The sequence below is a fragment of the Glutamicibacter sp. NPDC090743 genome (assembly GCF_044769125.1).
Classification (GTDB): domain Bacteria; phylum Actinomycetota; class Actinomycetes; order Actinomycetales; family Micrococcaceae; genus Glutamicibacter.
Genome location: NZ_JBIVXE010000005.1, coordinates 117156 through 130453, shown reverse-complemented (window position 1 = coordinate 130453; position 13298 = coordinate 117156). Strand labels below are relative to the sequence as shown.

At 61.1% G+C, this 13298-nt stretch carries 11 protein-coding genes; 5 read left to right on the top strand and 6 right to left on the bottom strand.

Annotated features, from left to right (window positions below; genetic code table 11):
* Positions 1-46 precede the first annotated feature (46 nt).
* Together ACIQTS_RS11545 and ACIQTS_RS11540 are read left to right on the top strand one after the other, a co-directional pair.
* Complete coding sequence (locus tag ACIQTS_RS11545) at positions 47-1156, top strand: NADH:flavin oxidoreductase/NADH oxidase (protein WP_402473450.1); 1110 nt, start codon at positions 47-49, stop codon at positions 1154-1156.
* A gap of 140 nt (positions 1157-1296) precedes the next feature.
* Positions 1297-2427 (top strand): hypothetical protein, encoded by a 1131-nt coding sequence (locus ACIQTS_RS11540; protein ID WP_286134138.1) that lies wholly within the window; start codon positions 1297-1299, stop codon positions 2425-2427.
* Between the two features lie 74 nt (positions 2428-2501).
* Here ACIQTS_RS11540 and ACIQTS_RS11535 read toward each other — a convergent pair whose 3' ends face one another.
* Entirely contained in the window at positions 2502-3569 is a 1068-nt protein-coding gene (locus ACIQTS_RS11535; RefSeq protein ID WP_402473448.1) for a lysostaphin resistance A-like protein, read from the bottom strand.
* A gap of 259 nt (positions 3570-3828) precedes the next feature.
* Between ACIQTS_RS11535 and ACIQTS_RS11530 the strand changes: the two genes are divergently transcribed.
* The 3 genes from ACIQTS_RS11530 to ACIQTS_RS11520 all read left to right on the top strand — a co-directional run bounded on the left by ACIQTS_RS11530 (position 3829) and on the right by ACIQTS_RS11520 (position 7293).
* Entirely contained in the window at positions 3829-5082 is a 1254-nt protein-coding gene (locus tag ACIQTS_RS11530) for a YibE/F family protein (RefSeq protein WP_332485868.1), read from the top strand.
* 68 nt (positions 5083-5150) lie between these two features.
* A complete protein-coding gene (locus ACIQTS_RS11525) occupies positions 5151-6155 on the top strand; it encodes a metal ABC transporter solute-binding protein, Zn/Mn family (RefSeq protein WP_402473446.1) in 1005 nt (334 codons plus the stop codon).
* Between the two features lie 19 nt (positions 6156-6174).
* Positions 6175-7293 carry a CDP-glycerol glycerophosphotransferase family protein gene (locus ACIQTS_RS11520; RefSeq protein WP_402473444.1) on the top strand — a complete coding sequence of 373 codons (1119 nt, stop codon included), beginning with the start codon at positions 6175-6177 and terminating at the stop codon, positions 7291-7293.
* Between the two features lie 10 nt (positions 7294-7303).
* On the opposite strand, the gene ACIQTS_RS11515 is transcribed toward ACIQTS_RS11520, so the two are convergent.
* From ACIQTS_RS11515 to ACIQTS_RS11495, 5 genes are all read right to left on the bottom strand, one after another.
* Positions 7304-8794, bottom strand: a complete 1491-nt coding sequence (locus ACIQTS_RS11515; protein ID WP_365943149.1) for a gamma-aminobutyraldehyde dehydrogenase — start codon at positions 8792-8794, stop codon at positions 7304-7306.
* 20 nt (positions 8795-8814) lie between these two features.
* The gene (locus ACIQTS_RS11510; protein ID WP_365943150.1) at positions 8815-9183 is read right to left on the bottom strand and encodes a cupin domain-containing protein; all 369 of its coding nucleotides are present in this window, start codon (positions 9181-9183) and stop codon (positions 8815-8817) included.
* Positions 9183-10628: an NAD(P)/FAD-dependent oxidoreductase gene (locus ACIQTS_RS11505; RefSeq protein WP_402473442.1), complete on the bottom strand. Its 1446-nt coding sequence runs from the start codon at positions 10626-10628 to the stop codon at positions 9183-9185. Before ACIQTS_RS11505 ends, ACIQTS_RS11510 begins: the two co-directional genes overlap by 1 nt.
* Positions 10629-10904: 276 nt before the next feature.
* On the bottom strand, positions 10905-11345 hold the full coding sequence (locus ACIQTS_RS11500; RefSeq protein ID WP_402473440.1) for a hypothetical protein: 441 nt from the start codon (positions 11343-11345) through the stop codon (positions 10905-10907).
* Entirely contained in the window at positions 11329-13251 is a 1923-nt protein-coding gene (locus tag ACIQTS_RS11495) for a primary-amine oxidase (protein ID WP_402473438.1), read from the bottom strand. The genes ACIQTS_RS11500 and ACIQTS_RS11495 overlap by 17 nt, the downstream gene beginning before the upstream one ends.
* Positions 13252-13298 lie beyond the last annotated feature (47 nt).

Here is a 13298-nt window from a genome sequence, read left to right as displayed (position 1 = left end):
CTGGGGTGCGCGGAATAAATTCGCGCATCCCAGCGTCGTAACAGGTATGCCTCATAGCAAGCTCTTTACTGAATTTACTGTCCCGGCCAGAAGCGGAGAAGGCCTGAAGCTTCGCAACCGCGTCGTGCTTCCGCCGATGTGCCAGTATTCCGTGGAAAAACGCGACGGCGTTCCAACGACCTGGCACTTGGCTCACCTGGGTTCCATGGCCCATGGCGGATACTCCTTGGTGATCGCCGAAGCAACTGCGGTGGCAGCTGAAGGCAGGATCTCGGATCGCGATACCGGCCTGTGGAATGACGAGCAGGCCGAAGCCTGGAAACCGATTGCCCGATACATCCGCGCCCATGGGGCAGCCGCCGGCGTGCAGCTGGCGCACGCCGGAGCCAAGGCATCGACCTATGGCTGGCTCAAGGATCTTGAAGAAGCTGGAAAATCCGGCAGCATCAGCGCGGAAGATGGCGGCTGGGAAACCTTCACTTCCTCGCCCAGCGAGCTCTACGGGCTGAAGCCAGCTACCGCGATGAGCGTGGAACAGATCGAGGCATCGGTGCAGGACTGGGCTGATGCGGCCAAGCGTGCCGACGCGGCCGGATTCGACCTGATCCAGATCCATGCCGCGCATGGCTACCTGGTGCACCAATTCCTGTCGCCGCTGACCAATAAGCGCACCGACGAATACGGTGGCAGCTTCGAGAACCGCACTCGATACCTGCGTGAAGTCATCGAGGCAGTGGCTGCCGTGTGGCCGGAAAACAAGGCCCTGGGCATTCGCTTCTCCGGAGAAGACTGGGTGGACGATGGATGGAGCATTGCTGACACCGTTCGGATCGCCAAGGAACTCTACGGCTACGGTGTGCGCCACTTCGACCTCTCCAGTGCAGGAATTGGCAAGTTCAACGGACCGTCTGGTCCGGGCTACCAAGTGCCGTTGGCTCAGGCAGTGAAGGAAGCGCTGCCCCAGGATGCCTTCGTTACCGCGGTCGGCGTCATCACCGAGCCGATGCAGGCAGAGCAGATCGTCGTGACCGGGCAAGCGGACGGCGTCTGCGTTGGGCGCGCTGCACTGGGCGATCCGCAGTGGGCTAACCGTTCGGCGCAGGAATTGGGTGCACCGATGGCATTCCCCGCCCAATACTGGCGCGGCCGCTGGTAAACGCAAGTTGCCATGCTGATTTCATCCAAACAACGACATAGTTTCTGGTTACCTCTTCCAGCCACTGAATAGTGATGTTAGGTTAGTGCCACGGATCTAGTCGCACCGCGGCCAAGGGTCGCGTGCGGAAGGGAGTCAGCATGGCACTACGCGCGGATTCTAATGGAATCGACGCTTCGCTCTATCGGAGAAACGGCTCGTGGAGCACAGCTCTCGTGGATGCATCGTTGGGAACCACTGCTGCCCAGGAAGCAGCAGACCGGCTTCCGGACGAGGTAGCCAAGCTGCTCAAGAGCCAGCAGGCGCAGCCCAGCGATGTCCAAGCACTGATCGGCGCACTGGAGCCAGCCCAGGGACTGCGAGCACCAGTAGCACGGTTCGTAGCTGTTCATGACGGCGAAATCGTCCTGAACGAAGTCATCCCAGGCCTCAAGGTCCAAACTTCATCGGTTGATGTGGGTCCGTTCCCGAACTTCACGGCGCTGGCCCGCGCCCGTGGCGGATCGTTCTCCTACCTCGTAGCTGAAGTCAGCAAGGACGGAGGCGAGGTGCACCTCTACAATACGGCGTCACCTGAACGCCTGGGCAGCCGTGGCATCGTCGGGTTGCCCGAGGAAATCCACCATGCACGCAAGGTGCCCGGGGAATACGACCAGCCCAAGGCGCAGGCCGCCGCCGATGAGATGGCTCGTCGAAACGCTGACGAAGTTGCCGAGCTGATCAGTGAAATGTCCAACGAGAACTACGTCCGCCTGATCATTCTTTCGGGCGACATCAAGGCTCGTGAACTGGTGCTCGGGGCAGTACCCGTGGCGCTCAAAGACTATGTAGAAGTCATCGACTCGCATACGCGCACCGGGGGTGCGGACACCAAGCAAGTCGATGCCCAAATCACCAAGCTTGTTGAGGAAGTGAAAGCCAAGTCCCTGGCTGAATTGGAATCGAAGATCGCTGCGCAGTCCGGCAACGGCAAAGCGCAGCTTGCTGTCGGACTCGATGAAGTTGTCACTGCGCTCCAATCGGCGCAAGCCGAAATGGTGCTGGTTGGACAGTACCAAAGCGAGCATACCCTTCGCGCCTTGAGCGCCGAACCATGGATTGCCCATCAGGACGGAGATGACCATGCAGAGCTGGTCGTCGGGGAATGGCCGGCGCCAGAAGTGCTCCTGCGGGCCACCGCGCTGACCGATGCCAGCATTCGCTATGTACCGGATTCGGTGATTCCTGGCGGTGCAGGAATCGCAGCCTTGCTGCGCTGGGCCAAATCCTGAACAGTTCACTAAATGAAACGATCCGCACAGGAAATCCTGCGCGGATCGTTTTTTGCGTTCCAGCTATCTGGTGCCTAGCGATCTGACGAGCCGGCTGCCGGGGGAGCCGGTGGGGAAACATCTGAACCGTGATCGGAGTTCTGCTGCTGTCCAGGCTGATAGGCCGGAGGAGCCCAGTAGGCCTGGTTAGGGTGAACCGGTGGCTGGTTCATCTGCCAAGGCTGCAGCATCGGACGGCGCTCTGCTGCTGGAATCGGGCCTGCCGTACGCGCAATGCCTTGCCTGTCTGCCAGCTTCACCAGCACGAAGGTCAATAGGGCCATGAAGCACACCGAGAAGACCAGCGAGAGCGGGTTGGATTCCGTGGCGTTCAGATCAACTACGCCCATTGCACCGAGCAGGAACAAGAAGGTGTTGTTGATGATGTGCATCGCCATCGCTGCTTCAAGGCCACCGGTGCGCCAGGTCAGATAGCCTGCCGCGATAGCGAACGCCGCCACATCGAGAAGCCCCCAGACATCGTAGAGATGGCCGATGGTGAAGAAGGGAACTGGGAGCAGGATGGCGAACAGTGGATGCTTCAGCCAGCTGCCGATGACCTGCATGAACGCGCCACGGAAAACAAGCTCTTCAGCTGCGCACTGGAAGGGCGTCAAGAGGATCACCAGCAGGGCATAGAACAGCGGATCGGCCGGCAGGCTGCTCGCCGGCACGGGTTCGGACTCGTCAATGCCCAAGGCGCCCAACCCGAAACTCAGCCCGAAATACACTGCGAACAAGATGGCGCTGGCACCCAACGTCAGGCCGAACCAGCGCCAGCGCAATTTGCCGGCGACCGATATCAGCAAGCCGACAGGCTTGGGCCCGATGAGCAAGTAGGCGAGGTAGACCGCCGGGATCATGATGATCAGGGAGACCATGGTCATCGAGAAGTCCGTCGCCGTGGCCATGTTCAGGGTTGGATCCATGAGGAACTGATCGGGAGCCTCATCTGGATTCTCCGCAGCCCACGTCAGCGGGTTCATGATCAGTGCAATGAACATCGCCAGTATGGCGATGAGCAATGCCGCGCCGTAGAAGCCAATGCCGATGCCGGTGAACGCCAGCGGTCTCCACCAGCGGTAGTTCTCACTGCGTCTCATTAGGCGATGGAACGAATAGTTCATCTCACCCTCGGCGCCTTGCGGCAAGGGTGGCTGGTTCATTGGCAAGCTCATGGCTCAATTCTCCCGTTCCGCAGTGTTTGAAGGTATGAACCTTACGGAGGATTTATCGGGTCATCCTTTTGAATATCCAGGACCAGCTCTTCGCAACGCGGTCGGCATCCAAGGCAAACTCCAAGGGGCTAGCTCTTACACTTGGAAAGAACGATTCGCCTTCTTTGATTTGGAGCAGCACCACGTGGGCCATCATCACCATGACGAACCGATTTTGCAGGATCCCCGGCGCCGGCGGCGTGCCTCGATCATCTTGTGGGCGCTGCTTGCGCCTATCGGCGCCCTGGCCCTGGTCATGGTCATCTTGTTGTGGCCGCAAGGCAACTACGACAAGTTTGCCCTGAACGGAGCCATGGACACTACCGGTGGCGCAACGATGGAAGTGGGCACTGTCACGCGCAGCACAGTCCAGGACTGCCCGTCTTCCCAAGGGTTGGAAGAAGTTGGTGGCAAGGTTCTCGAATGCCAAGTCACCTACGTGATGCCCGAATCCGGTGGCGCGGAGATCCAATTGGAAATCCCACCGGAAATGCTGCAATCACGTGATGCGCGCGCGGGCGACAGCATTCGATACCTTGATCTCTCCGCGGTGGACACCACCAGCGGCAGCCCGTACGTATTCGTTGACTTCGTGCGCACTTTGCCCATGGCACTGCTGGCCATCGCCTATGGCGTGGTCGTGGTGCTGGTCGCCGGATGGCGCGGCACGCGGGCGATGATCGGCTTGGTCGGTGGCATCGCCTTCATGATCATCTTCATGGTTCCGGCCTTGCTTGAAGGCGGCAATCCGGTCCTGGTGGGACTCACCGGTTCTACCGCCATCATGTTTGTCGCGTTGTATTTCGCCCATGGGCTGAACGCGAAAACATCCACAGCGCTGCTGGGAACGCTCTTTGGCCTAGCGGTGACCGCGGCGATGGTGCTTTGGTTGACCGATGCGGCCGCTTTGACTGGAGCCAACGATGAATCGGCAATCACCCTATCGACGGTGGCCCCGCAAATTTCCCTGCCCGGCTTGCTGATCTGCGGCGTGCTGGTTGGCGGCATGGGTGTGCTCAATGACGTGACAATTACGCAGTCGGCAACCGTCTGGGAACTGGCAGAGAGCACGCCCAAGGCCTCGGCCAGGGAACTGTTCTTCCGCGGCATGCGCATCGGCCGGGACCATATCGCTTCGACCGTATACACCATCGCCTTCGCCTACGCCGGTGCGGCCCTGCCGGTGCTGGCCATTGCGGCGCTGAGCAACCAGAGCTTCGGGGTCACCCTCGGCTCCGGCGCCATGGCTGAAGAGGTCATCCGAATCCTGATTGGTTCCATCGGATTGGTATTGGCGATCCCGGTAACCACCGCCATTGCAGTGATGGTGGTGAAAGCTACCGGCACCGGCGGTGCCCACGGCAAGCGGGCTTTGCAGAGTGTAAGCTCCGACTCCTAGGTGCGAACCATTCTCATATGTAATGTAGAATAGTTCTCAATAGCGATCCGATTTAGATGGAGACCACCATGAAGAACTACCGCTCGCTGCTCGCAGCTGCCGTCGCCCTGCCCGCTGCCGGACTGATCCTTGCCGGATGCGGTAGCGCCACAGGAAGCGAATCGAACGAAGCGGAATCTGCAGAGATCAGCGTAGTGGCCACGACGAACGTCTACGGACAGATCGCCCGTGCCATTGGCGGAGATAGCGTGGAGGTCAGCGAGATCATCACTTCGGCCGCACAGGATCCGCACTCCTATGAGCCAACCGCACGCGACAAGCTTGCGATCTCCAGCGCGGACCTGGTCCTTGCCAATGGCGGCGGATATGACCAATTCATGGACTCTCTCGTTTCTTCGCTACCGGAAGGCAAGTCTGGAGAGATCACGCTCATTCACGCTGTGGACTCCTCGCCGGTAGCTGCGGAATCCGAAGAGGCCGGGCATGAGGGCGAAAGCGCCGAGGAGCATGCGCAGCACGCTGATGAGGGCGGCCATGAGGGCCACGACCACGCGGGCTACAACGAGCACATCTGGTACGACCTGGATTCCATGGGTGAACTTGCTGATGCACTGGCCGAGTCCTTCGCCAAGGTCGATACCGCCAACGCGGATCAGTACAAGCAGAACGCAGCAGCCTTCAACGAAGGGATCGGGAAACTCGAAGCCCAGCTCGAAACCGCCAAGCTGGATGGCAAGAGCTTCATGATGACCGAGCCGGTTCCATTCCACTTGCTGGAAGCAGCCGGCATGGAGAACACCACTCCTGAAGGGCTGAGCGAAGCCATCGAAGAGGGCGAGGGCATTGCGCCGATGACCATGAAGAAGGCTGAAGACAAGCTCGTTGCTGGCGACGCTGACATGCTTGCCTACAACGTGCAGACCGAAGGCAGCGAAACCAAGGCGCTGAAGAAGAACGCTGAGCGGGGACAGGTACCTGTAGTCGACTTTGCAGAAACCATTCAGGATGATTCCAGCTACCTCGAATGGATGGAATCCAACATTTCCGACTTGGCTTCCGCAATCAACGGCTAAACCTACGTAAACTAAATGCATGGCATTGTTCTCTTCCCAGATAACGCAAGCGACAGGTAAAGCACGCTCCCTCATTGCGGAGCGGTCTGTTCGAGCGGAGATCGCTCACTCGGACCGGGGAATCGAGCAAGCCGACCATGTGCTTTTCTTCGCCGAGGGGCCCGGGCAGTTCTACCAGCTCGGAGTCTGGCTGGGTACCTTCGAGCGCCTGGCTGCCCAGGGGCTCAACGTCGGCGTGGTGCTCATGGACGCACTAAGCGCACGACACGCGCTGGCAGAATCGAACCTGCCGATATTGTTCTCGCGTTCCATGGAGCAGATCGAGAATAAGCTGCGCGAGTGGAATACCAAATCCATCAACTACGTGAACAACGCCCAGCGGAACTTCACAATGCTGCGCTTCAACGGACCGGCGCATATCCACCTGAACCACGGTGAGAGCGAAAAGGCCTCCATGGTCTCCAACCAGCTCAAAGCCTACGATTTCGCCTGCGTGGCTGGTGCTGCCGCGGTAGAGCGCATCACCGAGAACATCTCTCGTTTCGACCCATCGCATCTGGTGCAGATCGGACGCCCGCAGCTCGATGACCTGGAATTGCCCGGCCCTTCGGAGAAGATCCGGGTTCTCTACGCACCGACTTGGGAGGGCGACTCGCAAGCCATGGCGTACTCCTCGGTGGCTACTTTGGGCGAGAGAATTCTGGCCCAGCTGAGCAACGATGAGCGTTTCGAAGTGCGTTTCCGTCCTCATCCGAAGACCGGTGATGTGTCCGCAGAGGCAAAAAAGGCCGTGGTCAGCCTGAAAAGCAACTACGCTGCCACCGTGGATGCGCTCAGCGACGCGGCGCAGTCCTTGGTCTGGGCGGATGTGGCCATCTGCGACACCTCGGCGATGGCCTATGACGCGGTAGCGCTCAACATCCCGCTGTTGCTGGCCGGAGACCCCCAAAGCAAGCTCCATTCAGGGTTGCCATTGGACCAGCGGCTGGGCAACGCCAACGGGCTGGCGCAGCGGGTTGCGGATCTTGCCGCGTCCTCGGTTGCCGGGGCGCAAAAACAGCTGGCCCAGTACTTCTTTGCCACCACAGAACCCGGGGTGGCTACGAAGAAACTGAGCCAGCTGCTTTCGAGCCTCTAGCCTTCTGGGCCTAGCGCTGCTTGAAGACCGTATCCTGCCATTCGCGATGGGCCGCGGGATCATGGGAGATCATCACATGCTTGACATTGGTGTACTCATCGAAGGAATACTGGCTCATGTCCTTGCCCATCCCCGAAGCCTTGTAGCCTCCATGCGGCATGTCGGAAACGATCAGGATATGCTCGTTGATCCACACGCAACCGGCCTGGATTTCGGCGCTGGCACGCATCGCGCGGTCAACGTTCTTGGTCCATGCGCTCGCCGCCAGGCCATACGGGGTGTCATTGGCCAATTCGATGGCCTCGTCATCGGTATCGAACGCCAACGCCACCAGGACCGGGCCGAAGACTTCCTGCTGCACGATCTCTGAATCCTGGGCAGCTCCCACCACCAGGGTAGGGCGGTAGAACCAGCCATCGCCCGGAAGCTGCTTGCCTCCGGCAAGCACCGTTGCTCCGGCATCCTTGGCACGCTCAACCATCGAGGAAACCTTCTGCAGGTGGGCCTCGCTGATCATCGAACCCATGTCGGTATCGGGATCGGTTGGATCTCCCACCACCATGGCCTCCATCAGTTCGGCCACCTTGCTGGTGAACTTCTCGAAGACCGAGGAATGCACGTACGCGCGCGTGGCGGCGGTGCAATCCTGTCCGGAATTGATCGTCGAGCCGGCCACCGCACCATGTGCGGCAGCTTCGATATCGGCATCATCGAAGACCACCATCGGCGCCTTGCCGCCGAGTTCAAGATGAACCCGGGTACCGGTCTCGGCCGCCATGGACATGATCTTCAGGCCCACGGCGGTAGAACCGGTGAACGAAGTCATCTTCACCAGCTTGTGGCGCACTAGGGGCGAACCAACGCTGGGCCCGTCGCCAACGACAATATTGATCACGCCGTCCGGCAAACCGGCATCCTTGGCGGCCTGGGCAAAGAGCACCGAGGTGCCCGGGGTCAGCTCGCTGGGCTTGAGCACAATCGTATTGCCGGCGGCAATCGCTGGCAGGACCTTCCACGCAGCCATCTGCAGCGGGTAGTTCCACGGGCTGATCGAACCGATCACGCCGATAGCTTCACGGCGAACCATCGAGGTGGTGTTGCCCGCATAGTCCCCGGCGGCCAATCCCTGCAAATTGCGTGCAGCGCCAGCAAAGAAATTCACGTTGTCGATGGAACCGGGCACATCGAATTGGGTCGACATGCGGATGCTCTTGCCGGTCTGAGCGGTTTCCAGGACGGCGATTTCATCGGCATGCTTTTCCAGTTCGCGAGCGAATGCCAGCAGGTGGTCGGCCCGTTCGCCCGGGGTCAGCCTGGACCAGGCCTTGAAGGCGCCGGCGGCCGCCTGCACCGCCTGGTCAACCTGCTCGCCGGTCGCGGTATCCACGTCCAGCAGCTTCTTTCCGGTGGCTGGATTCGCGCGCTCCAGCACCGGGCCGTGCCCGCGGACCTGCTGGCCATTGATGAACTGGTGTCCAAGGGAACTATCGTAGTAGGCCATGTGAATTCTCCTAGGGGGATTCAGAGGGTGAAATAGATCTTGCGCAGGGTTTCGGTGACGATCCAACGGGTTCTCATGCCCGCATGAAGCCGGACAACGCTGCCTGGAACCAGCACCAGTTCTTGGGCGCCGAAACCGTCGGCTTCCAGAATCTGCACCGTCGCGCACCCGGCAAGCACCACGAAGTACTCGTCCGCTTCAATATCCTGCATGGCGCCGCGGGACATCTCCCAGACGCCGATTCCTGCATCCCCGAGGGTGCCCAGCTCGCGGTAGCCTGCGGTTGCGGATGCCTGACCGGCGACCACCTGCTCGTCGCCGATGGCAACATGCTTGACCTCAAGGGCATCGGCTTGGACGATGCCGGCTTGAAGTATTCTTCCAGGCATCAGGAATCGAACCCCATTCCGATCTTATCCATCAGCTTCAAGAAGGCCGAGCGCTCGCCTCGATTGCGATCGGCCTTGACCAGCTGGCTTGTCATCAGGTTCACGCCCACCCATGCGGCAGGTTCCGGCGGGAATGGGATCGGCTTGGTACGCACCAGTTCCAATTCGGTCAGCTCGGTCTTCTGGCCCGAGAGCAGATCCAGCATGACCCTTGCACCGAAACGGGTCGCGCCGACACCGAGGCCGGTGAAGCCTGCACAGTAGGCCACCTTGCCGCCGTAGGCCAGATCGAAGAAGGAGAAGAAGCGGGAGCAGGTATCAATGGCGCCACCCCATGCATGGGAGAACTTCACCTGTGAGAGGTCCGGGAAGCTGCCGAAGAAATGCGCGGCGAGCTTCTCGAAGGTCTGCTGGTTGGTGTCGTAGCTGGAGCGGACCTTGCCCCCGAAGTGGTAGACCGCGTCGTAGCCGCCGTAGAGAATGCGGAAGTTCCCTTCGGCGTCGGTGGTTGGGCGGGCATAGTGGAACCGGTTGTTCAGGTCGGCCAAGCCCACCATGCCATCCCAGCCGATGGCCGCGCGCTGCTGCGCAGTGAGCGGTTCAGTCATCAGCGCGTAGTCGTATACCGGCACAATGCGGGAGCGGTGGCGCTTGAGCAGAGACGGGAAAACATTGGTTGCCAGGGCCACGTGCTTGGCGGTGATCTGCCCGTCGGCGGTCAGCACCTGCACCTGCGTGCCGGCATTGTTCATCTCCACGGCGTGGGTATGCTCGTAGAATTCGACGCCTAATTCGCTGCAGACGCGGGAAAGCTCCCAGACCAGCTTGGCGGGGTGGACCAGCGCGGTTGAATCATGGTCACGGGCGCCGGCCAGGAAGTCTGGCGAATTGACCAGTTGCCTTACCGCGCCGGCATCGAGGTAGTCGACACCCGGTGCCTCAGCTTCCTCGGCCACCCACGCAATCTGATGCTGTTCGGTGGCCACGCTGAGCGCGCCCTCGCGGACGAAGTCCACGTCCATCGCATAGCGGCGCACCGTCGCTTCGAACTCGTCGAGGTTCTTCCTGCCCAATTCCGCAAGCAGCGCATTTTCCTTGGGCAGATGGTTTTCTCCGTTGGCCTCGCCGTGGACCAGGGAGGCTTCGCAGAAGCCGCCATTGCGCCCGGAAGCAGCCCAGCCCAAGCGCTGGCCCTCGATCAGTACAACTTTTCGGCCGGGGTTCTGTTCCTTGGCTTGGAGCGCGGTCCACAATCCGGTGTAGCCGCCGCCGATAATCAGCAAGTCGGCGGTGAGTGAGCCATGCAGCGCCGGGTGGGGTGCGGGGCGGTGCTCATGATCCAGCCAGTAGCTGGTGCGCTTGGCGCCGGCCAATGCTCGGGAGATCAGGGTGGGGGAGACTTCGGCTTCATGCCTGTCAAAAGTCAGGTCATTGGTGCTGTTCATTAGTTCTTTCCTCGAAGGTAGCGGGTTCGGCAGGCGCTATCGAGGCAGGGGAACGACCAGTGGTCCGTGCGGCTTTGCCGTCTGCTGGGCACCGGGGATGCCAGTTGAGTGCCAATCGGCGGCCAAGGCTATCCCTCTTCTCGGAAAGATGAATACAAATTGAATGTGATTCATTACTCATCTAAGCCTGCGCCGCTCGGGGTTGTCAAGGTCCCGAAGCCAAGCCGAAACCCGGCCTTCGAAACAGCAAAGCACTGCTTCGAAGACCGGGCCTGGTCATGCGGGAACCGCGACCGGTTTACCGCTAGTGAATTGATGCGCCCGTCCCGGGAAATGGCGGCTGAGCCAAGCCGCGCCGAACATCAGGAGGAATTCGGCGGCCGCAACTGCCAGCATCACAGGTGCATGCTGGGCGCCGTGCGCAGCGTGGGACGCGTGATGGCCGCCAAACCACGGCATGCCGATCACCATCGCCACATGGGCGGTGCCCATGAGCGCGCTCATCACCAGCAGGCGCAGGGGAGAACCGCCGCGCAGCACGCACCAGGAGCATTTGATGCACCACAAGGTCATGGCAAGCAATGCCAGGTTCCACCACAGGGAGTGCGGCATCAGAACCAGAACCAGCAGGTGGGTTGCGGCCAGGCCCAGCGACGCGGCTCCCAGGGCAATGTGTCCGGCCGGCACCTTGGCCGCATGGCTAGTCGCCGCTGCCACAGCAACCGTCTGATTCCTTGGTGGCGCAGCAGCCGTGCTGGACCGGGGCTGGAACATCAAGGACAGGGGAGCGGTCGAAGAAGCCCTCGGGGCGGATGGTGAAGCCAACGGTGTCCACAGGCATCATCGGCCAGTCCTCGGTCCGCGGGAAGTGGGTCAACGCGAAGGTGTGCCACAGGCTGATCTGCTCGCCGTCGATGTTCTTGTCGTCCTTGATCCACGAGCCAATGCCGTCAACGCCCGGGTTCTGGTTCACGAAGTCACCGGTTGGATAGCGGTGGCCGTCCTCCCGCTTGGTCACCCACAGGGCCTTGGAGGCGAATTCTGCGCGACGATGGATGGAGGATCCTTCGGCGGCCAGCAGGGTCGGCAGTCCCTGGGACATCAGCTTGTAGCCCACCGGCTTGCCGAGGTAGTTCTTCGAATCCGGGTTGGTCACCACCCAAGTGCGGCCGGCGGTCGGATTGCTATCGCGTACCGCCTGCTTCTCGGTAGCCAGCACCGTGTGGCTGCGGGTGAAGGCGTTGCCCCGGGGGTTCTCCTTGCTGATGGGCAGGCGCACGGCTTCTTCTTCGATGACGCGGCTGGGTCCGCCGTCCAGGGCGAAGTCCAGCCGGGCGCCGAAGATGTGCTGGTGGAAGGGCGCGCCCAGGCCAGGCGCCATTTCCGAGGAGTAGCGCTCGTCGAGCATGGCCGAGGTGAACACGATGCCGGTGGCCTTGGCCTCGAATTCGATGGTGCCGTCCAGGTACAGGTACCAGTAGAAGCCGTAGTCGTAGTTGCCCACGGTCGTGAAGAAGCTGATCACCAGGCGGCGGTTGCGGCGCGTGTACTTCACGCCTGACCAGTCATCGGCGTGCTTGGAGAGGATCGAGGCGTCTTCCTCGTGCATGCAGATGCCGTTGGTGATCTTCTGCGCGTTGCCATCGGCGTCGATGACCACAGGGGAGATGTAGTGGATTTCGCCCAGGCAGTCGCAGCCCAGCTCCAGCGAGTTGGCCAGGCGCCCGATCAGGTACTCGCCGGTGTCGAAGTAGTTCTGCCAGCTGCGCACCGGGGAAGGGTCCCCGTAGGGGACTACCATTTCCGCGATGGACGCACGATCCAGGATGCGGCGTTCGGTGCCCCGATCGTTGAAGGCGATCTTGTAGAGCACCAGCCCTTCGCGCATGTCGAAACCGATATCCAGCGACCATTTCTCCCACTCGACGTGGTTGCCTGCGCTGACCGTGAAGCTGGCGCCCTCAGGCTGGGTGATCTCGATGGGCTTCTGGGTGGTGCGCACCGGGCCAGTGAGTTCCGGATCCGTGTAGTTGCCGTGGGTTTCGGGCACCGGGATGACTTCCAGGTCCAGCAGCTGGTCGATCTTTCCGGCGATGGTGTCAATGTAAACCACCAGTCCATCAACGGGATGGGCCCAGGCGGAGTCTTCGGCGAAATCCTGGCGGAAGGCCAGGCCGCGCAGGATGCGGCGCCCGGCTTCTTGCGGGTACTCGTCCTCATAGACTCCTGCGGAGAGCGGGGCAACGCGCACCTGTTCTGGCGTCAGGTTGCGCTTGGCCAGAGCGGCCGCCCACTGCGGATCGGCAACCAGGATGGCCTCCACCATTTCGAATTCCTCCAGCAGCACGGGCATCTGCCCCACCTTGGCCGGATCCAGGTCGATGCGGGAGTGCACGGCCTGCCCGACCAAGTCCAGGACGACGTCCTTGGGTGAGTTGGCCAGCTTGTCCATGAGCATGACGCGGACAAAACGTCCGGGGCGGTCAGCGCGTGGATCCTCCAGGCCCATGTAGGCGATGCGGGTGTTCTCGGTGAAAAGCTGGTGGCTGACCAGCAATTCCTTGGCGGTGGCAATCTCTGCTTCGCTGAGCAGGGTGAAATCCGTGGTGGTGGTGATTGGCATGGGATTGGCTCCTTCGGCACTGAAGTGTGATCTGCGACATTTATTAT